This is a genomic window from Faecalibacterium duncaniae, from assembly GCF_010509575.1.
GTDB lineage: Bacteria > Bacillota > Clostridia > Oscillospirales > Ruminococcaceae > Faecalibacterium > Faecalibacterium duncaniae.
The window spans coordinates 609,774-630,937 of sequence record NZ_CP048437.1 but is presented as its reverse complement, the minus strand read 5'-3'; the positions used below and the strand labels follow the sequence as shown (position 1 = coordinate 630,937).

Annotated in this window: 19 protein-coding genes, 1 tRNA gene and 2 rRNA genes; 11 read left to right on the top strand and 11 right to left on the bottom strand. The window is 57.5% G+C overall.

The features are described 5' to 3' along the window. Positions 1-141 precede the first annotated feature (141 nt). Positions 142-1,284: a trigger factor gene (locus GXM22_RS02965; RefSeq protein WP_242651707.1), complete on the bottom strand. Its 1,143-nt coding sequence runs from the start codon at positions 1,282-1,284 to the stop codon at positions 142-144. A gap of 280 nt (positions 1,285-1,564) precedes the next feature. Between GXM22_RS02965 and GXM22_RS02960 the strand changes: the two genes are divergently transcribed. From GXM22_RS02960 to GXM22_RS02950, 3 genes are read left to right on the top strand one after another with little or no spacing between them, the layout of a single operon-like run. Next, positions 1,565-2,737 carry an NAD(P)-dependent malic enzyme gene (locus tag GXM22_RS02960; protein WP_035395064.1) on the top strand — a complete coding sequence of 391 codons (1,173 nt, stop codon included), beginning with the start codon at positions 1,565-1,567 and terminating at the stop codon, positions 2,735-2,737. Positions 2,738-2,752: 15 nt separating this feature from the next. Next, positions 2,753-3,592, top strand: a complete 840-nt coding sequence (locus GXM22_RS02955) for a fumarate hydratase (protein ID WP_005936465.1) — start codon at positions 2,753-2,755, stop codon at positions 3,590-3,592. A gap of 14 nt (positions 3,593-3,606) precedes the next feature. After that, positions 3,607-4,158 (top strand): Fe-S-containing hydro-lyase, encoded by a 552-nt coding sequence (locus tag GXM22_RS02950; RefSeq protein ID WP_005936462.1) that lies wholly within the window; start codon positions 3,607-3,609, stop codon positions 4,156-4,158. 96 nt (positions 4,159-4,254) lie between these two features. Here the strand turns inward: GXM22_RS02950 and GXM22_RS02945 are convergent, their stop codons facing one another. Next, positions 4,255-5,397: a ribose-phosphate pyrophosphokinase gene (locus GXM22_RS02945; RefSeq protein WP_005936461.1), complete on the bottom strand. Its 1,143-nt coding sequence runs from the start codon at positions 5,395-5,397 to the stop codon at positions 4,255-4,257. A 403-nt stretch (positions 5,398-5,800) separates the two neighbouring features. Between GXM22_RS02945 and GXM22_RS02940 the strand changes: the two genes are divergently transcribed. Beyond that, positions 5,801-6,187: a metal-dependent transcriptional regulator gene (locus GXM22_RS02940; protein WP_035395062.1), complete on the top strand. Its 387-nt coding sequence runs from the start codon at positions 5,801-5,803 to the stop codon at positions 6,185-6,187. 53 nt (positions 6,188-6,240) lie between these two features. Here GXM22_RS02940 and GXM22_RS02935 read toward each other — a convergent pair whose 3' ends face one another. Continuing rightward, a complete protein-coding gene (locus tag GXM22_RS02935; protein WP_005936458.1) occupies positions 6,241-6,591 on the bottom strand; it encodes a type II toxin-antitoxin system PemK/MazF family toxin in 351 nt (116 codons plus the stop codon). A 143-nt stretch (positions 6,592-6,734) separates the two neighbouring features. Further along, a complete protein-coding gene (locus GXM22_RS02930; protein WP_005936455.1) occupies positions 6,735-7,151 on the bottom strand; it encodes a holo-ACP synthase in 417 nt (138 codons plus the stop codon). 187 nt (positions 7,152-7,338) lie between these two features. On the opposite strand from GXM22_RS02930, the gene GXM22_RS02925 reads away from it, so the two are divergent. Continuing rightward, positions 7,339-7,584: an IreB family regulatory phosphoprotein gene (locus GXM22_RS02925; RefSeq protein ID WP_005936452.1), complete on the top strand. Its 246-nt coding sequence runs from the start codon at positions 7,339-7,341 to the stop codon at positions 7,582-7,584. 45 nt (positions 7,585-7,629) lie between these two features. On the opposite strand, the gene GXM22_RS02920 is transcribed toward GXM22_RS02925, so the two are convergent. Further along, positions 7,630-8,571 carry a tRNA dihydrouridine synthase gene (locus GXM22_RS02920; protein ID WP_005936449.1) on the bottom strand — a complete coding sequence of 314 codons (942 nt, stop codon included), beginning with the start codon at positions 8,569-8,571 and terminating at the stop codon, positions 7,630-7,632. A gap of 92 nt (positions 8,572-8,663) precedes the next feature. Beyond that, on the bottom strand, positions 8,664-9,596 hold the full coding sequence (gene cysK, locus GXM22_RS02915; RefSeq protein WP_005936447.1) for a cysteine synthase A: 933 nt from the start codon (positions 9,594-9,596) through the stop codon (positions 8,664-8,666). Between the two features lie 281 nt (positions 9,597-9,877). Between cysK and GXM22_RS02910 the strand changes: the two genes are divergently transcribed. Continuing rightward, on the top strand, positions 9,878-10,309 hold the full coding sequence (locus tag GXM22_RS02910; RefSeq protein ID WP_005936443.1) for an RrF2 family transcriptional regulator: 432 nt from the start codon (positions 9,878-9,880) through the stop codon (positions 10,307-10,309). 113 nt (positions 10,310-10,422) lie between these two features. Here GXM22_RS02910 and GXM22_RS02905 read toward each other — a convergent pair. Continuing rightward, positions 10,423-10,495: transfer RNA gene (locus GXM22_RS02905), tRNA-Pro, on the bottom strand. Positions 10,496-10,698: 203 nt separating this feature from the next. Between GXM22_RS02905 and GXM22_RS02900 the strand changes: the two genes are divergently transcribed. The 5 genes from GXM22_RS02900 (at position 10,699) to GXM22_RS02880 (ending at position 16,651) form a co-directional block, all read left to right on the top strand. Further along, positions 10,699-12,357 carry a glutamine--tRNA ligase/YqeY domain fusion protein gene (locus tag GXM22_RS02900; RefSeq protein ID WP_005936441.1) on the top strand — a complete coding sequence of 553 codons (1,659 nt, stop codon included), beginning with the start codon at positions 10,699-10,701 and terminating at the stop codon, positions 12,355-12,357. Positions 12,358-12,381: 24 nt separating this feature from the next. Then, complete coding sequence (locus tag GXM22_RS02895) at positions 12,382-12,534, top strand: hypothetical protein (protein WP_005936439.1); 153 nt, start codon at positions 12,382-12,384, stop codon at positions 12,532-12,534. A 63-nt stretch (positions 12,535-12,597) separates the two neighbouring features. After that, entirely contained in the window at positions 12,598-13,674 is a 1,077-nt protein-coding gene (locus GXM22_RS02890) for a leucine-rich repeat domain-containing protein (RefSeq protein ID WP_005936437.1), read from the top strand. Then, positions 13,658-15,100 carry a vWA domain-containing protein gene (locus tag GXM22_RS02885; protein ID WP_005936434.1) on the top strand — a complete coding sequence of 481 codons (1,443 nt, stop codon included), beginning with the start codon at positions 13,658-13,660 and terminating at the stop codon, positions 15,098-15,100. Before GXM22_RS02890 ends, GXM22_RS02885 begins: the two co-directional genes overlap by 17 nt. Positions 15,101-15,112: 12 nt before the next feature. Further along, positions 15,113-16,651, top strand: coding sequence for an AAA family ATPase (locus tag GXM22_RS02880; RefSeq protein WP_005936432.1), 1,539 nt, complete (start codon positions 15,113-15,115; stop codon positions 16,649-16,651). A 124-nt stretch (positions 16,652-16,775) separates the two neighbouring features. Here GXM22_RS02880 and GXM22_RS02875 read toward each other — a convergent pair whose 3' ends face one another. From GXM22_RS02875 to GXM22_RS02860, 4 genes are all read right to left on the bottom strand, one after another. Further along, on the bottom strand, positions 16,776-17,444 hold the full coding sequence (locus GXM22_RS02875; protein WP_005936430.1) for a hypothetical protein: 669 nt from the start codon (positions 17,442-17,444) through the stop codon (positions 16,776-16,778). Beyond that, positions 17,441-17,770 carry a PadR family transcriptional regulator gene (locus GXM22_RS02870; protein WP_005936428.1) on the bottom strand — a complete coding sequence of 110 codons (330 nt, stop codon included), beginning with the start codon at positions 17,768-17,770 and terminating at the stop codon, positions 17,441-17,443. The genes GXM22_RS02875 and GXM22_RS02870 overlap by 4 nt, the downstream gene beginning before the upstream one ends. Before the next feature lie 175 nt (positions 17,771-17,945). Beyond that, positions 17,946-18,062, bottom strand: a 5S ribosomal RNA gene (rrf, locus tag GXM22_RS02865). Positions 18,063-18,280: 218 nt separating this feature from the next. Further along, positions 18,281-21,115, bottom strand: a 23S ribosomal RNA gene (locus GXM22_RS02860). Between the last annotated feature and the right edge of the window lie 49 nt (positions 21,116-21,164).

The window sequence follows — 21,164 nt, the reverse complement described above, 5'->3', positions numbered from 1 at the left end:
ACTATACTCCAAACACCCCACTTTGTCAATAGGGTTTTCGATGGTACGGCAACAATTCACAAATTGTTTGCAAACAAGACAAAAATGCCGCCCCGGCGGACCCGAAGCGGCACAAGTTCTCTTGATAGGGGGGCAGGGCACTCAGCTCACCACTGCGCTCTCCGTCAGCGCATCGGTGACGGCATCCATCAGGGCGACCATAGTGCAGTAGTTCTCACCGTAGGTGCCGGTGTAGGAGGAATAGGTATCGATCTGCTCCTGGGTGGGCACGATGTCCAGTGTCTCGGCCACTGCCTGATAGAGCAGAGCCTCCTTGGAGTAGGTGGTGATGCTGTCGCTCATCCCCTCCAGCAGGTCATCGGCGTTCTCATAGCCAGCGGCGGTCTGCACAAAGCTGTCCAGATCGTAGCCGTAGTAGTTGGCCATGGTGTAGTAGTAGTTCAGGCACTGGTTCACCTGATAATCGGTGACCTCCTTGGGCAGCTCCTTGAAGGTGGAGTTCGCCAGCAGGTCGTCCATGATGGCGTTCTGCAGGTTGGTGTTGTAGAGCATCTTCTGGTAGAGCGCTTTCAGCTCCTCCACGGTGTGAACATCATCGCTCTCGCCGTAGTTCTCGGCCACCCACGCGTCGGTCAGCTCGGGCAGGACCTTCTCACTGATGTAGTTCAGGGTAACGGAGAACACAGCTTTTTTGCCGCTCAGGACAACGGTGTTGCCCTCGGAATCGGTAGAATCGCTGTATCCCTCCGGGAAGGTCACGGTGACATCAAAGGTCTCGCCGGGGGTGTGGCCTACGATCTGATCCTCAAAGCCATCGACGAAAGTACCGCTGCCCAGGGTCAGGCTGTAGCCGCTGTAAGTGCCGCCGCTGAACGCAACGCCATCCACGGAACCGGCATAGTCGATGTTGACGGTATCACCGTCCGCTGCGGCACGGTCCGTTACCTGCTTCTCAGTGGCGTGGTCGCTGAGCAGGCTGTCGATCTCGCTCTGGATCTCCTCCTCGGTGGGCTCGATCTCAGAACGCTTGAAGGTAAGGCTTGCAAAGTTCTCGGGCAGGGTGACATAGTCAAGCGCTTTCACGCCCTCCCAGTAGCCGTTCTCGTCCAGACCGCTGCTGTAGGAGAAGTTCTCGTAATCGTAATCTTCCGCGCTGCCGTAAACAGCGGCGGCTGTGCTGGAAGCGGCAGAAGAAGAATCAGCGGACTTGGAGCAGCCTGCTGCGCCCAGCACCAGCGCACCGGCGCAGAGCAGGCAGACCGCCTTTGTGATGATCTTTTTCAAAATAAAGTTCCTCCTGTTGGAACACCGGCATCCCGCCGGGTTCAGATTCGGGTCGCATAGTACAGACCTTATTATAAAGGGCAAAAGTGAAAAAGAAAAGAATTTTGCAGAAATTCCACAAATAGAGCGCCGGGTTTGTCCGACTTTTGCGGGGCACCGGCCGAAAAAGCGGCTTTTCCGGTGGAAATGCCCGCCCGGTTCTGTTAAAATAAAGGAGATACGAGAAACCCCGGCCGCTCCCTTCCGCGGGAAGCGCCCGATACAAACGGAGGAACACCCCATGGATTACAACAAAGCCGCCCTTGAAATGCACGAGACCCACCACGGCAAGGTGGGCATTACCAGCAAGGTGGAGGTCAAGACCCGTGATGACCTGTCTACCGCCTACACCCCCGGCGTTGCCGAGCCCTGCCGCAAGATCAAGGAAAACCCCGACGATGTTTATAAGTACACCTTCAAGGGCAACATGGTGGCCGTTGTCTCCAACGGCACCGCCGTGCTGGGCCTGGGTGACATCGGCCCCGAGGCCGGTCTGCCTGTGATGGAGGGCAAAGCCGTGCTGTTCAAGGAGTTCGGCGGCGTGGATGCCTTCCCCATCTGCATCGATGCCCACGATGCCGCCAGCGTGATCGCAGCCTGCAAGGCCATTGCCCCCACCTTTGGCGGTATCAATCTGGAGGATATCAAGAGCCCCGAGTGCTTTGAGATCGAAGAGACGCTGGAGCGGGAGCTGGATATCCCCGTGTTCCACGATGACCAGCACGGCACCGCCATCGTGGTGACCGCTGCCCTCATCAACGCCCTGCGCGTGGTGGGCAAAAAGATGGAGGACGTGCACATCGTCCTGAACGGTCCCGGCGCTGCCGGTACTGCCATCATCAAGATGCTGATGACCGCCGGTGCCAAGGATATCGTGGCCGTGGACCAGTTCGGCACACTGTACAAGGGCTGCAACAGCGCCGAGGCCCACAAGAACTGGCTGGGCGAGGTGACCAACCCCCGCCAGATCAAGGGCGGCCTGAAGGAAGCCATCGAGGGAGCCGACGTATTCATCGGCGTGTCCCGCCCCGGCATCCTGACCACCGAGCTGTGCAAGACCATGAACAAGGATGCCATCGTCTTTGCCATGGCCAACCCCACCCCCGAGATCATGCCGGACGATGCCAAGGCAGGCGGCGTGCGCGTGATGGCCACCGGCCGCAGCGACTTCCCCAACCAGGTCAACAATGTGCTCTGCTTCCCCGGCCTGTTCAAGGGCGCTTTGAGCGTTCGCGCCCGCGACATCAACGACCAGATGAAGCTGGCCGCAGCCTATGCCATCGCTGACCTGATCACCGATGCCGACCGCAGCGAGGAGAACATCATCCCCGGCGCATTTGACCCCCGTGTAGCCGAGGCCGTGGCTGCTGCCGTGGCAAAGGCTGCCCGCGAGACCGGCACTGCCCGCCTGTAAAGGGAGGAACACGAGATGAGGAACATCTCCGCACAAGCCATCACCGACGCCGTAGCCCGGCTCTGCATCGAGGCCAACACCCGCCTGCCGCAGGATGTGCAGGCGGCGCTGGACAAGGCCCGGCAGGAAGAGCCCTGGCCGCTGGCAAAGAATACCCTGGACCTGCTGTGGTCCAACCTGAGCGCCGCCAGAGAAAAAGACCTGCCCATCTGCCAGGACACCGGCATGGCCTGCGTGTTCGTGGAGCTGGGCACCGATGTCCACATCGACGGCAGCTTTGAAGCCGCCATCCACGAGGGCGTGCGCCGCGGCTACACCGACGGCTACCTGCGCAAGAGCATCGTGGCCGACCCGCTGCGCCGGGGCAACACCGGCGACAACACCCCCGCAGCCATCACCGTTCATCTGGTAGACGGCGACGGCTGCACCATCACCGTGGCCCCCAAGGGCTTTGGCAGCGAGAACATGAGCCGCATCCAGATGCTCAAGCCCGCCGACGGCGTGGAGGGCTTCCGGAAGTTCGTGCTGGAGACCGTCCAGCTGGCCGGTTCCAACCCCTGCCCGCCCATCGTGCTGGGCATCGGCGTAGGCGGCAGCTTTGACAAGGTGGCTTATCTGGCCAAAAAGGCACTGCTCCGCCCGCTGGATGTTCCCAACCCCGATCCCTATTATGCCGGTCTGGAGCGGGAGCTGCTGACCGCCATCAATGAGCTGGGCATCGGCCCGCAGGGCTTTGGCGGCCAGACCACCTGTCTGGGCCTTGCCATTGAGCAGATGCCCACCCATGTGGCGGGCCTGCCCGTGGCCGTGAACGTTTCCTGCCATGTCACCCGCCGCGCGTCGGCCCAGCTGTAAGGAGGGGCTTTGCAATGGAATACAGACTGACCACCCCCTGCACCGCCCAGGATCTGGCCCCCCTCAGGGCAGGCGATACCGTATTGCTCTCCGGCGTGGTGTATACCGCCCGGGATCAGGCCCACAAGCGGATGATCGAAGCACTGGACCGGGGCGAACCGCTCCCCTTCGACCTTGAGGGCAGCGCTATCTACTACGTCGGCCCCACCCCGGAGCGCCCGGGTGAGGTCATCGGCTCTGCCGGCCCCACCACCAGCGGCCGGATGGATGCCATGAGCCCCCGCCTGCTGGACCTGGGCAACAAAATTATGATCGGCAAGGGCAAGCGGGATGCCGCTGTCAAGGAGGCCGTTGTCCGCAACGGTGCAGTCTATCTGGCCGCTTTGGGCGGTGCCGGTGCCCTGATGGCCAAGAGTGTCCAGACGCTGGAAGTCATCGCCTGGCCCGACCTCGGCTGTGAGGCTGTCCGCCGCCTGACCGTGCAGGACATGCCCCTGACTGTCATCCTGGATGCCCACGGCGGGGATCTGTATCTGGAAGGCCCAGAGGCCTACCGGAACCGCTGAGGAACAGCAGCCCCGGCTTCTGCCAAATGCTGTACATACAAAAAGGAGCTGTACCCCCGCGGGAGTACAGCTCCTTTTGCATTGCATTTTTTCTGATCAGCCGCGCTTTGCCAGCAGAGCCTCGATCTTCTTGATGGGATCGATGATGCTGGAAACAGACATATCGTGGTTCAGTGCCACCACGAAGTAGGCAGCATACTTGGAGACATCCACGTCAACATACCAGTCGCGGGTCAGCAGCTCGGGCTGGCGGTAGGTCAGGTTGGTGCCCACAACGTAGTCCAGCTTGCCATCGGCAACTGCCTGATCGAACTTCTTCAGGCCGCTGGTGAACAGCGGGAAAGTCGCGTTGGCAATGATGCGGGCAGCGCCGCGCTCCTTCAGGTTGCCTGCAACCTCCAGCATGCTCTCGCCGGAAGCGATGATATCGTCGGCGATAAAGACAGTCTTGCCCTCAACGGAATCACCCAGGTACTCGTGTGCCACAATGGGGTTGCGGCCGTTCACCACGCGGGTGTAATCGCGGCGCTTATAGAACATACCCAGGTTGCAGCCCAGCACGCTGGAGAAGTACATGTTGCGGTTCATGGCACCCTCGTCGGGGCTGACCACGATGAACTTCTCCTTATCAAAGCTGATCTCGGGGTTCTTCTTCAGCAGGCTCTTGAGCACCTGATAGGTGGGCATTGCATTGTCGAAGCTGAGCAGCGGCACAGCGTTCTGAACGCGGGGATCGTGGGCATCAAAGGTGATGATGTTGCGCACGCCCATGGTCTGCAGCTCCTGCAGGGCCACAGCGCAGTCCAGGCTCTCGCGAACCACGCGGCGATGCTGACGGCCGCCGTACAGGCTGGGCATGATAACGGACACACGGTGTGCCTTGCCGGCCACTGCCTGGATCAGGCGCTTGAGGTTGGCAAAGTGGTCATCCGGGGAGAGGTGGTTCTCGTAACCGAACAGGTTGTAGGTAACGCTGTAATTGCCCGGATCGATAACGATAAAGATATCGTCGCCGCGCACAGACTCCCTGACCAGGCCCTTTGCGTCACCGCTCTGGAAGCGGGGGCACTCGCAGGGGATGATAAAGCTATCCTTCTCCACGCCTGCGGACTTTGCCCATTCCACCAGATGCTGGTCGATCAGCTTGGTCAGCTCCTCTGCACCGGGGCAGGCCAGCAGACGCAGGTCTGCCACGCTGGGTTCCTGGAAAAATGCCATCGGATTGATCTCGTTGGACATACTTACAACTCCTTCAATGTTCCTGTTGTCTTGACGATGAAATCAGATGCTGAAAGCGCATATCTGTTTTTATTTTATCACAAAAAACAGATTTCGACACACCTAATTTCTGTCTTGGAGCCATTTTCTGCGGCTTGCACAGCTGTTGTTCAAAAACACGTTGGAGACTGTGAGTTTCACACAAAAAACCTTCCTTTTACCTTCCTCTTCCCCTTCCCCCCGCCTGCTGACCGGTGGTTCCTGCGCACAAACCCACAGATTTTTCATGTTTCAGTTGGTTTGTTTTAACAAACTTTCAGGGATTGCTTGCATCCCCCGGGAGAATGTGGTATTCTATAACAAACCGAACCGACGTGCGTTTTCAGCCCCGGGCCGGGAATCAAGAAGGCAGGAGGCCGATACCATGCAGATCCACCAATCCGCAGAAGATTATCTTGAAACGATCCTGATGCTCAACCAGAGAATGGGCCGTGTCCGTTCCATCGACGTGGTCAATGAGCTGGGCTATACCAAGGCAAGCGTGAGCATTGCCATGAAGAAGCTGCGGGAGAACGGCTATATCGCGGTGGACGGTGAGGGCAACCTGACCCTGCTGGAACCGGGCCGCGAGATCGCAGAGCGCATTTACAGCCGCCACCGCCTGCTGACCCACTTCTTTGTGCAGCTGGGCGTGGACGAGGAGGTCGCCGCCGAGGATGCCTGCAAGGCAGAGCATATCCTGAGCGAGCAGACGCTGGAAAAGATCCGCGAATATGCCCTGCTCCACGACGCGCAGGACAGCGTAAAATAACCGGAATCATCAAAAAAATGAGACTGCCAGGCCTTGGCAGTCTCATTTTTTTGTCAGTAGCTGTCCAGCCCAAGGCTGACATCCAGTGCCTGATTCACCCGGCGCTGATCCTCAGGCGTGATCTGCCCGGCCCGCTCGCGCAGGCGGTGCTTATCCAGTGTGCGGATCTGTTCCAGCAGCACCACACTGTCCTTGGCAAGGCCGGTATCTGCCGCCCGGATGTTGATATGGGTGGGCAGGCGGGCTTTGTCCAGCCGGGATGTAATGGCCGCTGCAATCACGGTGGGGCTGTGCCGGTTGCCGATCTCGTTCTGGACGATGAGCACCGGCCGAATGCCGCCCTGTTCCGAGCCCACCACCGGCGAAAGATCGGCGTAAAAAACTTCTCCTCTGTGTACCTCCATGGAATCTTCCCTCCCTGATCTTGGAGGATGCGCCCGCTATGTGGTGCGTTTTGCGCATCCTCAGTCGCTCTGCCTTTAGTATGAGCCGACTGCAGGGCCGCTATGCACGCGCGGGCTTATTCCATTGTATGCAGACGGGAAGTTCAGGTTTCCGTTTCCAGGATGCAGTACGCCATGGCCATGCCGTCTTCATGGCTCAGGGAGAGATGTGCCCGCAGGCGGCGTGCTTCCACCCACTGGGCGCTCCGGCCGGAAAAGCGATAGGCCGGTGCCCCGCCGGGCAGGCGGACGGCTTCGATCTCGCAGAGGGAGAAGGGCTCCCGCAGACCGGTGCCCGCCGCCTTGAGGAAAGCCTCCTTGGCCGCAAAGTCCGCCGCCGCGCTGGCCACGGTATGGGCGGTGCGGCGGGCCGTGCCCTCTTCTTCTGCCAGAGGCAGGCCCAGTGCCGCCTGCTCCGCCGGGCCGAACACCCGGCGTGCAAAGACCGCGCCATGGGGACCCAGCAGGCTCTTTTCCATCCGCGCAATGCTGCACAGGTCGCAGCCGATTCCGTAGACCATGAAAAACCTCCTGAACGGGAAAATTCGCTCCGTTCTTTTTACTCAAATTTTCAAAAATTTTTAGGCAAAGTGTGCAAATTCCAGCTTGGAATCTTGAAGTCAGCGTTCATTTCGTGTACAATGGGCTATAAGTTCCAATGACCTCTCGGAACGGAATGCGAGAGGGATACCGAAGGGGGTGCATTGCGTGGGCGACGCGACTGCTATTTTTTCGATCCACGACAAAAAGGACTACGAGATTCACGAGATCGTACAGCAGGTGTACGATGCATTAAAGGAAAAGGGCTACAATCCGGTCAATCAGCTGGTGGGCTATATCCTGTCCGAAGATCCCACCTATATCACCACATACAAGGGAGCCCGCTCCCTCATCCGCAAAGTTGACCGTGACGATCTGCTGCAGGCCATGCTCCGCAGCTACCTGAACGTCTGAGCCGCGCTTACACAAGTCCGCTGCCTCGCAGGAGGCGGCGGGCTTTTATTTTGGCCAGCAGGCAAAGATCTGGTTCACCACCGTCTCATACTCCCAGCCTTCCCGGGCCTTGCGCAGGGGCTTTTCCAGTGCGTCGGCCCCATCGAAAAGGTGGATGAGATAGAACCAGTGGGCTTTCATCCGGCTCACGGCACAGCTGGCCATCCCAAAGGCTTCGGTGTAGCCGTGATAGAGTTCATCATGGTAGCCGCGCAGTTCTTCCCGGGAAGCGGCAGGGCCGCCCACAGCCTTGCGCAGAAGGGCAGGGTCTGCGATGAGGCCCCTGCCCACCATGATGCCAGACAGTTCCGGGAATGCCGCTTCCAGTGCCCGCAGGTCATCCACGGTGGTCACATCGCCGTTGTAGCAGACCGGAGCAGTGCAGGCGGGCAGGTAGGCAGCAAAGGCTTCCCGGTCGGCCTGGCCGCGGTAGAGCTGTTTCATCACCCGGGGATGGATGGTCAGCTCGCAGAGGGGGTATTTGTTGTAAACGTCCAGGATCTCCCCGAACTCCTCCGCCCGGGCCACGCCCAACCGGGTCTTGACCGACACCGACCCACCTGCCTGCGAAAAAACAGCGTCCAGAAAGGCATCCAGCTTCTGCGGGTCCCGGAGCATTCCGGAACCCTTGCCCTTGGCTGTCACGGTGCCGGAGGGACACCCGAAGTTCAGGTTGACCTCGGTATAGCCCATCCGGCGCAGTTCCCCGATCATCCAGGCCGCAAGTTCGCCGTCCTTTGCCAGCAGCTGCGGGATGACCTGCACCCCCGGGTTGGCCGCCGGTTCCAGCTCAGCCATCTTCTTTTTGATGAGCACCCGGTTCTCCGGCGGCGAGAGAAACGGCGCATAGTACCGCACCGGGGCCTCCGGTGCACCGAACCAGCGCTGGTGGGCCTGCCGCCAGATGCGGTCTGTCAGCCCCTCCATCGGGGCGGCGTAGTAGTTCATAACAGAGTTCTCCTTGGAATTGATGGGTTTATTGTAGCACAAAAAAAGCCGCTGCGCAAAAATTTCTGCGCAGCGGCTTGTGGGGTTACAGCTTATTCGGCAAACAGCGGGGTGGACAGGTAACGGTCGCCGGTATCGGGCAGCAGAGCAACGATCTTCTTGCCTGCGTTCTCGGGGCGCTTTGCCAGCTCCAGCGCAGCCCAGACCGCTGCACCGGAAGAGATCCCCACCAGAACGCCTTCCTTGTGGCCGATCAAGCGGCCGGTCGCAAAGGCATCCTCATTGGTCACGGTGATGATCTCATCGTAGACCTTGGTATCCAGCACATCCGGCACAAAGCCCGCGCCGATGCCCTGGATCTTGTGCGCACCTGCAACGCCCTTGCTCAGCACAGGAGAGGAGGCAGGCTCCACAGCCACGACCTTGACATTGGGGTTCTTGCTCTTGAGGTACTTGCCCACGCCGGTAACGGTGCCGCCGGTGCCAACGCCAGCCACAAAGAGATCGACCTGACCATCGGTGTCCTCCCAGATCTCAGGACCGGTGGTCTCGATGTGTGCCTGCGGATTGGCAGGGTTCACGAACTGGCCGGGGATAAAGGCGTTGGGGATCTCCTTTGCCAGCTCATCCGCCTTGGCAATGGCACCCTTCATGCCCTTTGCGCCCTCGCTCAGGACCAGCTCTGCGCCGTAAGCCTTCATCAGCTGGCGGCGCTCCACGCTCATGGTCTCGGGCATCACGATGATGATGCGGTAGCCCTTGGCAGCGGCCACAGCGGCCAGACCAATGCCTGTGTTGCCGGAGGTAGGCTCAATGATCACGGAACCGGGCTTCAGCTTGCCGGTGGCCTCGGCATCGTCGATCATCTTCTTGGCAATGCGATCCTTGACAGAGCCGGCGGGGTTGAAGTATTCCAGCTTGGCCAGAACGGTGGCCTTCAGGTCGGCTTCCTTCTCGATATGGGTCAGCTCCAGCAGCGGAGTGTGGCCAATCAGCTGATCTGCGGAAGTGTAAATCTTGCTCATAGTAAAAGTCCTCCCTCTGCGGGCGCAGGGCCCGGGATGTTATTCTGACGCATTCCATATTTCCTGTAAACCAACATGGTTTGTAGGTTTGATGGTATTATAGTCCTCTTTTCCCCCTTTGTCAATGGAAAAACGAAAAAGCGATTGAAAAGTTACAAACCCTGTTGTATAATAGGTTTGTTAATGAGAAGAGGACAACCCCGCTATCCATGCCTGCGCATTGCCTCCCCTGACTGGGCCGCTGGCGCAAAGCGTCTGAGGGGTTGATAAGGAGAAAAGCTATGATCGTTTCAACCAAGGGCCGTTACGCACTGCGCGTAATGATCGACCTGGCCGAACACCAGGCGGAGCGGTATGTGCCGCTGAAGGAGGTCGCCGAACGGCAGGAGATCTCGGAAAAATATCTGGAAAACATCCTGAAGGTGCTGGTGCAGAACGGCTTTCTGGAAGGTCTGCGCGGCAAGGGCGGCGGCTACCGGCTGACCCGCACCCCCGACCAGTACACCGTGGCAGAGATCCTGCTGCTGACCGAGGGCAGCCTTGCCCCCGTGAGCTGCCTTGTGCCCGGTGCTCCCGCCTGCGAGCGGCTGCCCAACTGCCGAACCTATACGATGTGGAAGGGCCTGAACGACATGATCGCCGACTACTTTGGCAAGATCACTCTGGCCGACCTCGCCGCACCCGACCAGGCAGGGAATGATTATATCATCTAAATGACAGAAACAAGGCAAAAAGGCACAAATCAGAGTTTTCAGAGCATTTATACAACAAAGAAAGCCACGACAAAACCGCATTTATAAACGGTTCATCGTGACTTTTTGTTATATCGGAGTGGCGAGACTCGAACTCGCGGCCTCCTGCTCCCAAAGCAGGCGCGCTACCAACTGCGCAACACCCCGTAAAAATGAATACTACCATACTATACCCTTTTTTTGTGCATTCGTCAAGTGCGCAGAATGCAGAAATCTGCCCGGGGCACCAAAAACCACCCTTACTTTGTATTTTTGCCTTGAAGCAGAGCCAAAAATGGTGTATTATAAAGTGTATTGAAAGAAAGTGTAATTCCGGGCTGCGATGCCCTGAAACCAAGGGGGAAACCACTATGGCAGATAAAAACTTTTTGACGGAGATCATCGACGCTGACCTGGCCGAGGGTAAGATCAGCGAGATCCATACCCGCTTCCCGCCGGAGCCCAACGGCTACCTGCACATCGGCAGCGCCAAGGCCATCTACATCAACTGGTCCATCGCAAACCAGTATGGCGGCAAGTTCAACCTGCGCCTGGACGACACCAACCCCGCCCGCGAAGGTGAGGAGTATGTCAACAGCATCATTGAGGATCTGCACTGGCTGGGCGCTGACCCCAACGGCGGCATCTTCTATGGCAGCGATTATTTTGACAAGTGCTACGAGTACGCCGAGAAGCTCATCTTGGAAGGCAAGGCCTACGTGGACGACCTGACCCGTGACGAGATGCGCGAGTACCGTGGTGCCGATGCCGGCAAGCCCAGCCGTCCCTCTCCGTGGCGTGGCCGCACCCCGGAGGAGAATCTGGACCTGTTCCGCCGGATGCGTGCCGGTGAGTTCCAGGAGGGTGAAAAGACTCTGCGTGCCAAGATCGACCTGGCCAGCCCCAACATGAACATGCGTGACCCGGCCATCTACCGCATCAAGTATGCTGAACACCACCGCCAGGGCAATAAGTGGTGCATCTACCCCATGTACGACTTTGCGCATCCCATCCAGGATGCCATTGAGGGCATCACCCACAGCATGTGCAGCCTGGAGTTCGAGAATCATCGTCCCCTGTACAACTGGGTCATCGAGAATATCTTTGGCACCGAGTTCCCCAAGCAGCGCGAGTTCGCCCGCCTGAACATGACCAACACCGTGATGAGCAAGCGCTACCTGCGCGAGCTGGTGGAAATGGGCATCGTGGATGGCTGGGATGATCCCCGGATGCCGACCCTGTGCGGCCTGCGCCGCCGCGGCTACACCCCCACCTCCATCTTCACCTTTGTCCGGGAGGCCGGCATCTCCAAGTCCGACAACCTGATCGACATGCGTCAGCTGGAAGCCTGCATCCGCAGTGAGCTGGACCTGACCGCCCAGCGCCGGATCGCCGTACTGGACCCTGTGAAGCTGGTCGTGGACAACTACCCCGCCGACAAGACTGAATTCTTTGAGGTGGCCAACAACCCCAACCGCGAAGCCAACGATGCCTCCACCCGCAAGGTCGCCTTTACCCGCGAGCTGTGGATCGAGAGCGAGGACTTTGCCGAGGTGCCGCCCCCGAAGTTCAAGCGTCTGACCATTGGCGGTGAAGTCCGTCTGATGGGCGCTTACATCGTCAAGTGTGAGAGCGTGGAGAAGAACCCCGACGGCAGCATCGCCGCCATCCACTGCACCGCCGACCTTGAGACCGGCAACGGCAACCCCGCCGATGGCCGCAAGGTCAAGGGCACCATCCACTGGGTCAGCGCTGACCACGCTGTGGATGCTGAAGTCCGCCTGTACGACAAGCTGTTTACCGAGGCCAACATGAACGCCATCCCCGAGGGCAGCGACTACAAGGACTACCTGAACCCCGAGAGCGTTGTGGTGCGCAAGGGCTGCAAGCTGGAAGAGAGCCTGAAGGATGCCAAGCCCGGCGAGAAGTTCCAGTTTGTCCGCACCGGCTTCTTCACCCCGGACAGCAAGAACCCCGGCGTGTACAACCGCGTGGTCACCCTGCGCGACAGCTTCAAGCCTGCAAAGTAAATCCTTTCAAAGGAGTACAAACAGATGAAAAAGCATCTGATCCGGAATGCGATCCTGATGGCTGTTGCCACCCTCATCATGGGTGTGTTCCTCAGCCTGTATATTGCCAATACCGGCACGGTTCCAGCTGCCGACAATGCGGCCGCCTCTACCGCTTCTTCACAGGCCGCACAGTAACCGCATCCCTCCCAACTGCTGCACGGCTCTGCCCGTGCAGCAGTTTTTTTGTTAGGAGACCCTATGTTTATCGATATCATCCCGTTACAGAAGAACACCGCCCGCCTGACCCGTGTTTACGGCGACGCGCCCTGTGCGGCCCTTCCCGCAAGCGTACCGGGCCCGGAGGGCGGGGTGCTGGCCATCACCGAGCTGGGGGACTACTGCTTCTCCGAGAAGCCCAGAAGCCTGCCCAGGGCCGATACGCTCTGCCGCTATGAAGTCAGCCCGGACGGCACCTGCGCCCTTGTGCAGGCCTTTGGCCGCAACCTGACCGGACGGCATGGCCGCTATGACCTCGACTTCGGGGAAGGGGCTGCTGCCCCGGAGGAGCTGCACCCGGTGTGCGGCAATTTCGTGGAGGAGGTCATCCTGCCGGACAGCCTGCAGGTCATCGGCAGCTGCGCCTTTTACAACTGCCGCAGGCTGCGGCGGCTCAGTGTGGGAGCCGGCGACCTGACCGTGGGCAGCGACGTGTTCCTGAACTGTTTTGCGCTGGCAGACCTCCTTGTCCGGGCCGCTCCTGAGGAAAAGACCGGCCTGTTCGCCCTTGTGAACAACATCACCGAGGCCGTGCGGGCACTGTTCTGGCTCCCGGGTGAGGCACGTCCCCGGGCAGGGCTATGGTACCCCGCCTACTGGGAGGACGTGGAGGAAAGCCCCGCCCACATCCTGCTTCACACCTTTTCGGGGCAGGGATATCATTACAGACAGTGTTTTCTGGATGGAAAAATCCTTTCCGCAGAATATGATGCCATCTTCCCGGACGGCCACGCTGCCGAGGATCAGGGCGTGGCGGCCATGCTCTGCTTCGACCGCCTGCGCTGGCCATGGAACCTGACCGAAAAGGCAAAGGACCCCTACCGTGAATTTCTGGCCTCTCACACCGGCCTCGTGCTCCAGCGCCTGCTGAAGGCACAGGATACCGACAGCATAAAGGATCTGCTGGCGCTGGATGTGCTGGATGCTGCTGCCTTTGCTGAGGGCGCGGCGCTTGCCGCCAAGGCAGACAACGCAGCTGCTGCTGCGCTGCTGGCCGACGCAGAGCACAAAAAGAGGGGTTCCGCCCCGAAGAAGCGGAGGTATGATTTTGATTTCTGAAAAAGAAAAATTCTTCGACCCCCGCAAGCCCTTTGCATCCAAACGCCCTGAGACCCACGAGGAGTGGCAGGCCCGGATGGGCGGCGAGGTGCTGGCTGTGGTGCGCAGCGGGCTGTACCTCGACTTCCGCTTTCTGGATATGGCGCTCAGTGCCCTGACCCCAGTACCGGACGAGCGGTGCGGCGTGCTGGCCACAGACGGCGTGAACCTCTATTATCAGCCCAGCGCCCTGCTGCGGCTCTACCAGGAGAATCCAAAATATCTCAATCGGTTGTATCTGCACACGGTATTCCACTGCGTATTCCGGCATCTCTGGCTCAAGGGCAAGCGTGATGCCCGGCTGTGGAATCTGGCCTGCGATATCGCCGTAGAGAATGTGCTGGACAGCCTGAATCGTTTCAGTGTCAAGCGCCCGCTGACCTGGGTGCGCCAGAACGCCTACGCCGCCATTGCCGCGGAGGGCAGGGTGGTGGCCGCTGCCCCGGCTTACCGATGGCTGGCTGGCCAGACCCCCGGCATTCTGCGCCAGCTGGAGCGGGAATTCTACACCGATGACCACCGCCTGTGGCCCAAGGATGCCCCCGAGCAGCCCCAGCAGATGCCCACGCCCCTGCCCCAGAAGACGTGGCAGAAGATCGGTGAGCGGATGCAGACCGAGCTGGACCTGCGGGACAAGGAAGCCGGTGACGGTGCCGATGCCCTGAAGCAGCAGGTCAAGGCCGCCAACCGCAGCCGCCGGAGCTATCAGGATTTCCTGCGGCGGTTCTGCGTGACCCGGGAGGAGGTCCACCTCGATCCGGATGAGTTCGACCTGAACTTCTACACCTACGGCCTGTCGGTCTACGGTAACATGCCCCTGATCGAGCCCCTGGAGACCCGGGAAAGCAAGAAGATCGAGGAGCTGGCGCTGGTCATTGATACCAGCTACTCCACCTCCGGCGAGCTGGTACGGGCCTTTCTGGCCGAGACCTATACCCTGCTGAAAGGGCGGGAGAACTTCTTTCACCGGATGAACCTGCATCTCATTCAGGCAGACAACGCCATCCGGCAGGATCTGCTCATCCGTAACGAAGACGAGCTCATCCATGCCATGAACCACTTTGAGCTGCGGGGCGGCGGCGGCACTGATTTCCGGCCTGCCTTTGAATATGTGAACCAGCTCTGCGCCGAGAAGAAGTTCTCCAACCTGCGGGGCCTGCTCTATTTTACCGATGGCATGGGTACCTACCCGGCCCGCCGCCCGGCCTACGACACCGCGTTCCTGTTCCTGGGTGAAAAATTCGATGATGCCAACGTTCCCCCCTGGGCCATGAAGGTGGTTCTGGATGAGGATGAATTTTCAGGGCCAACGGCCCGGGCCGCATCGGCACTGGCCGACGCGCTGGCCGAAGAGGACGACCCTTACCGTGAATTGAACAACTCGTGAGGATGTGAACTTATGAATATCAAACGCGCCAAAGAAGAGATCGAACACACTGTCAAAGCCTACCTGGCCAAGGACGCATTGGGCGAGTATGCCATTCCCTCCATCCGGCAGCGCCCCATCCTGCTGATGGGCCCTCCGGGCATCGGCAAGACCCAGATCATGGAGCAGGCCGCCCGGGAGTGCGGCGTGGCACTGGTGGCCTACACCATCACCCACCACACCCGCCAGAGCGCCGTGGGCCTGCCCTTCATCCGGCAGCGCCATTATGGCGACAAGGATGTCTCTGTGACCGAATACACCATGAGCGAGATCATTTCCAGCGTCTACGCCAAGATGGAAGCCACCGGCCTGAAAGAGGGCATTCTCTTCATCGACGAGATCAACTGCGTTTCCGAGACGCTGGCCCCCACCATGCTGCAATTCCTGCAGTGCAAGACCTTCGGCAACCAGGCAGTGCCTGCCGGCTGGGTCATCGTGGCGGCAGGCAACCCGCCGGAGTATAACAAATCCGTCCGTGATTTCGATATCGTCACGCTGGATCGTGTCCGTCGGATGGACATTGAGCCCGACCTGCAGGTATGGAAAGATTACGCCCGCACAGCCCACATCCACAGTGCCATCCTGAGCTACCTCGATCTGCATCCCCAGAACTTCTACCAGATCAACGCCGACGTGGACGGCACACAGTTCGTCACTGCCCGCGGCTGGGAGGATCTCTCCAACCTGCTGGACACCTATGAATCGCTGGGCCTGCAGGCAGATGAAGCGCTCATCCGGCAGTATCTCCAGCACCAGAAGATCGCAGAGGACTTCTCTGCCTATCTTGATCTCTATTATAAGTATCGTGATGACTACGGCGTAGAGGAGATTCTGGCCGGTCAGGTCAAGCCTGCCGTTTATGCCCGCCTGCTCAATGCACCGTTTGATGAACGGCTCTCGCTGGTCAGTCTGATTCTGTCCGGTCTGAACACCCGGTTCACTGCTTCCCGGCAGGCCGATGCCGTCGCCGATGCCTGCTACGCCTTCCTGCGGGAGGCCAAACAGGGCTTTTCCACCCTGCCTGCGGACATCCCGGATGGGGAGCTTACCCTGTTCGGTCAGATGGTCACGGACTATGATGCCGAGACCCAGCGCCAGCGTGCCGCCGGTCTGCTGAGCCATGACGCGCTGAATACCCGCCTGCAGGTATATGCCGCCCTCCGCAGCTGGGATGCGGAGCTGCGCCGCGCCAATGCGGTGAGCACACAGCCCGCCTTTGACCTCCTGCGCACACAGTTCCAGTCCCTTGCCGAGGCCCGGGATCAGGCACAGGAAGCCGCCAGCGCCGCGCTGGAAGCTGCATTTGACTTTATGGAGAACGCCTTTGCCGAAAGTCAGGAGATGGTGGTGTTCGTCACAGAGCTGACCTTGAACCCCGCTTCCCATGCCTTCATCACCGAAAATGGCTGCAACCGCTATTTCCGGTACAACAAAGACCTGCTGCTCGACCATCGCAAGGCCGCGCTGCAGCAGGAACTCGCTGCCGAGGACCGCCGCCACGGAGGGCAGTAAGCACCTATCATCTATGAGAAAAGAAGCGCCTCATCCGGGAGAGGATGAAGCGCTTCTTTACTTTGTTCAGGTCAGGGATGAACTCGTTTTCCACGGCCCGGCAGACGTACATCATAAGGAGGATTCAGATACGTTCTCTCAAACGTTCATCTTTGCCATACTTCCAAAATTTTATGCCATACAACCCCGCACCCAGCAGGAGGCTGAAAAGGGCATAAGGCAAAATCGGCAGGCGCAGCAAAACAAAAGCTCCAGCGATCCGTGTAAAAAATGCACCTGTTGCATACAGCACTGCAATATAAAGCACCAGCCAGCCGCAGTATTTCAGACGATGCTTGCTTGGCGGAAACCCCGCCTGCTCCATCATCTTCCGGAACAGCCAGCAAAAAGCAGTTATGCAGACCACAAGCTGCACCAAATACCCAAGTGAGAGTTCAAACACCCAGTCCGGAACCACCGGATACAGCAGCAGCCCCCCTATCCCCCAGCCAAAGAAGAAATACAGTGGTGCCACAAACCAGAAATAATCTCCAGTCCTCAAAGTTTTAAGGCTTGACTTAACCTCCTCAGCAAAGGTTTTTGCATCCTCAATCACGTTGAATAGTTCCTGCCCATTCTCATTGGCCTGCACCGCCATATCGATCAGGTCACTGTATATCAGCTCTACTCCGCACTCATCCCAACTGGTACGCCGCAGATATCGAATAACCTCTCTGATTTGCTCCTGGCTTTTGCTGTTGAGCAGTTTTACGCGCAGACGGTTCGCTCTTCGCAAGGTGAAATAGTTATTCATCTTCTATCCTCCCGAAAAATCTTTTCTACCAAACCGCACAGTCGGTTCCATTCCTGTTGAAAATCCAAAAGAGAATCCGTCCCCCTTTCGGTGATCACATAGTACTTCCGGCTTGGTCCCTTGGGAGAAGGTCGCCGCTCCACTGTCACCTTCTCCTGCTGCTCCAGGCGTAAAAGCAGCGGATACAGCGTGCTTTCGCTAATCTCTGCAAAACCGACCTGTTTTAACTGCATCACTATTTCATAGCCATAGGTTGGTTCTTTTTCAATCAGCCGTAGCACGCAATATTCCAATACACCCTTTAGCAGCTGTGCATTATTTTCCAATCCGCTTCCTCCTTTCTATCTACTATGCAATGCGTTGTAGCTTATCTACATTGTATTACATAGTAGGCAGTTTGTCAAGCAGTACGCTTTGCGCGGTTTGAACAAACTGTATCTTCGCATTTCGGTAATACACAACAAAAAAGCCCTGAGACTTTCATCTCAGAGCTTTCACTTAAGTCGGCGACTACCTATTTTCACGCGCCGTTTCCAGCGAACTATCTTGGGCACGAGTGAGCTTAACTTCTGTGTTCGGAATGGGAACAGGTGGAACCTCACCGTCATCGTCACCGACCAATATGACTGGTTCAGTATAACATTTTTGTTTTACTTTGTCCAGTGTTTTTACTGCAATCCAGCTTTTAAAATCGTTGGCAACAACAGCTGGATTGCGTTTCGCAACAGATGCTGTTTTCCAAGACTCTCTATGCTGTCTTACGATGAAGGACGTGCCTTCAAAACTGAATAATCACTGCTCACATTTTGTCATTGACTTGAGAATTCAAGCGAATTGTGGTCAAGCCCTCGATCTATTAGTACACACTTGCTGAATGGATCGCTCCACTTACACATCGTGCCTATCAACCTCGTAGTCTACAAGGGATCTTACCTGATTGAATCAGTGGGATATCTTATCTTTGGGTCGGCTTCACGCTTAGATGCTTTCAGCGTTTATCCGATCCGTACGTAGTTGCCCAGCTATGCTCCTGGCGGAACAACTGGTGCGCCAGAGGTACGTCCGTCCCGGTCCTCTCGTACTAGGGACAGCTCCCATCAAATATCCTGCGCCCACGACAGATAGGGACCGAACTGTCTCACGACGTTCTGAACCCAGCTCGCGTACCGCTTTAATTGGCGAACAGCCAAACCCTTGGGACCGAATACAGCCCCAGGATGCGATGAGCCGACATCGAGGTGCCAAACCTCCCCGTCGATGTGGACTCTTGGGGGAGATCAGCCTGTTATCCCCAGGGTAACTTTTATCCGTTGAGCGATGGCATTTCCACTCACATACCACCGGATCACTAACTCCAACTTTCGTTACTGCTCGACCCGTCAGTCTCGCAGTTAGGCTCGCTTCTGCGTTTGCACTCTTTTGCTTGATTTCCGTTCAAGCTGAGCGAACCTTTGAACGCCTCCGTTACTCTTTAGGAGGCGACCGCCCCAGTCAAACTGCCCACCTAACAATGTCCCCCGACTCGATTCAGAGCCGCAGGTTAGAATTCCAATATCGCAAGGATGGTATCCCAACGGCCTCTCCGCCAAAGCCAAAGCCTTGGTTTCCCAGAGTCCCATCTATCCTGTGCATGCAACATCGAAACCCAATATTAGGCTACAGTAAAGCTCCATGGGGTCTTTCCGTCTTGTCGCGGGTAACCGGCATCTTCACCGGTACTACAATTTCGCCGGGCGGGCTGTTGAGACAGTGCCCAAATCATTACGCCTTTCATGCGGGTCAGAACTTACCTGACAAGGAATTTCGCTACCTTAGGACCGTTATAGTTACGGCCGCCGTTCACTGGGGCTTCGATTCAATGCTTGCACATCTCCTCTTAACCTTCCAGCACCGGGCAGGCGTCAGCTCGTATACGTCATCTTTCGATTTAGCACAAACCTGTGTTTTTGGTAAACAGTTGCTTGGGCCGATTCTCTGCGGCTCCATCTCTGGAGCACCCCTTCTCCCGAAGTTACGGGGTCAATTTGCCGAGTTCCTTAACAACCCTTCTCCCGTTGGCCTTAGAATCTTCTTCCTACCTACCTGTGTCGGTTTGCGGTACGGGCACCTCAGAAATACACACAGCTTTTCTCGCCATCTTCCATCTCAGACTTCGGTACTAATTTCCCTCGATCTCTACCGGAACCAACACCCGGCTCTGAGACTTCATATGTGTCCCTGTGCTTAACTCTTTTGGTGGTGACGGAATCTCTACCGTCTGTGCATCGGCTACGCCTTCCGGCCTCACCTTAGCTCCCGACTAACCTGGAGCGGACGAACCTTCCTCCAGAAACCTGAGGCTTTCGGCCATGCAGATTCTCACTGCATTCGCGCTACTCATTCCGGCATTCTCACTTCTATACACTCCACAGCCGCTTGCGCTACTGTTTCTCCGCGTATACAACGCTCCCCTACCCAATACATTTCTGTATTGCCTAAGCTTCGGTGTCAGGTTTAGCCCCGTTAAATTCTCCGCGCAAAGACGCTCGACCAGTGAGCTATTACGCACTCTTTGAATGAGTGGCTGCTTCTGAGCCAACATCCTGGTTGTCTGCGTATCTTCACATCGTTTTCCACTTAACCTGACTTTGGGACCTTAGCTGTAGATCTGGGCTGTTTCCCTTTTGACAATGACATTTATCTGACACTGTCTGACTCCCAAGCATCAATACTCTGGCATTCTGAGTTTGATAAGCTTCGCTAACCTCTCGGCCGCTAGGCTATTCAGTGCTTTACCTCCAGGTATCTAACTTGAGGCTAGTCCTAAAACTATTTCGGGGAGAACCAGCTATCTCCGGGTTCGATTGGAATTTCTCCGCTACCCACAGTTCATCCGCCGCCTTTTCAACGGAGGTCGGTTCGGTCCTCCATGGAATTTTACTTCCACTTCAACCTGACCATGGGTAGGTCACCCGGTTTCGGGCCCATTATATGCAACTTAACGCCCTTTTCAAACTCGCTTTCGCTTCGGCTCCAGACCTTAAGTCCTTAACCTTGCTGCATACAATCGCTCGCCGGACCGTTCTACAAAAAGTACCCTATCACGCTTTGACGCGCTCTAGGTGCTTGTAGGCACAGGGTTTCAGGTTCTTTTTCACTCCCCTCCCGGGGTGCTTTTCACCTTTCCTTCACAGTACTATACGCTATCGGTCACTGGGTAGTATTTAGGGTTGGAGGGTGGTCCCCCCGTATTCCGACCAGGTTTCACGTGTCTGGCCGTACTCTGGATCCTGCGCAGCTCTCTCCGTTTTCACCTACGTGGTTCTCACACTCTCTGACCGGCCTTCCCATGCCGTTCGGTTAACAGATTAAGTCTTAAAAGCAGTCCGTACCCCGAAAGTATTTCTACTCTCGGTTTGCCCTCTTCCGCGTTCGCTCGCCACTACTTACGGAATCTCGTTTGATGTCTCTTCCTCGCCCTACTTAGATGTTTCAGTTCAGGCGGTTCCCTCAATACACCTATTTTGAATTTCAGTGTATTGTACCTGAGTATGAACCCAGGTGAGTTTCCTCATTCAGAAATCTCCGGATCAATGCTTATTTGCAGCTCCCCGAAGCTTATCGCAGCTTATCACGTCTTTCATCGGCTCCCAGTGCCAAGGCATTCGCCCTGCGCCCTTGTTCGCTTGACCTTTCAAACGTTCTTTCAGAACATTTGGTATCCTCTTGATTCTCTCTTAT

Coding starts and splice junctions, on each gene's coding strand:
- cysK (WP_005936447.1), bottom strand. CDS start 9,596: ATGAGCAAGATTTACACTTCCGCAGATCAGCTGATTGGCCACACTCCG.
- GXM22_RS02910 (WP_005936443.1), top strand. CDS start 9,878: ATGATCGTTTCAACCAAGGGCCGTTACGCACTGCGCGTAATGATCGAC.
- GXM22_RS02880 (WP_005936432.1), top strand. CDS start 15,113: ATGAATATCAAACGCGCCAAAGAAGAGATCGAACACACTGTCAAAGCC.
- GXM22_RS02950 (WP_005936462.1), top strand. CDS start 3,607: ATGGAATACAGACTGACCACCCCCTGCACCGCCCAGGATCTGGCCCCC.
- GXM22_RS02935 (WP_005936458.1), bottom strand. CDS start 6,591: ATGGAGGTACACAGAGGAGAAGTTTTTTACGCCGATCTTTCGCCGGTG.
- GXM22_RS02890 (WP_005936437.1), top strand. CDS start 12,598: ATGTTTATCGATATCATCCCGTTACAGAAGAACACCGCCCGCCTGACC.
- GXM22_RS02945 (WP_005936461.1), bottom strand. CDS start 5,397: ATGTCCAACGAGATCAATCCGATGGCATTTTTCCAGGAACCCAGCGTG.
- GXM22_RS02900 (WP_005936441.1), top strand. CDS start 10,699: ATGGCAGATAAAAACTTTTTGACGGAGATCATCGACGCTGACCTGGCC.
- GXM22_RS02875 (WP_005936430.1), bottom strand. CDS start 17,444: ATGAATAACTATTTCACCTTGCGAAGAGCGAACCGTCTGCGCGTAAAA.
- GXM22_RS02885 (WP_005936434.1), top strand. CDS start 13,658: ATGATTTTGATTTCTGAAAAAGAAAAATTCTTCGACCCCCGCAAGCCC.
- GXM22_RS02955 (WP_005936465.1), top strand. CDS start 2,753: ATGAGGAACATCTCCGCACAAGCCATCACCGACGCCGTAGCCCGGCTC.
- GXM22_RS02920 (WP_005936449.1), bottom strand. CDS start 8,571: ATGAACTACTACGCCGCCCCGATGGAGGGGCTGACAGACCGCATCTGG.
- GXM22_RS02930 (WP_005936455.1), bottom strand. CDS start 7,151: ATGGTCTACGGAATCGGCTGCGACCTGTGCAGCATTGCGCGGATGGAA.
- GXM22_RS02940 (WP_035395062.1), top strand. CDS start 5,801: ATGCAGATCCACCAATCCGCAGAAGATTATCTTGAAACGATCCTGATG.
- GXM22_RS02895 (WP_005936439.1), top strand. CDS start 12,382: ATGAAAAAGCATCTGATCCGGAATGCGATCCTGATGGCTGTTGCCACC.
- GXM22_RS02960 (WP_035395064.1), top strand. CDS start 1,565: ATGGATTACAACAAAGCCGCCCTTGAAATGCACGAGACCCACCACGGC.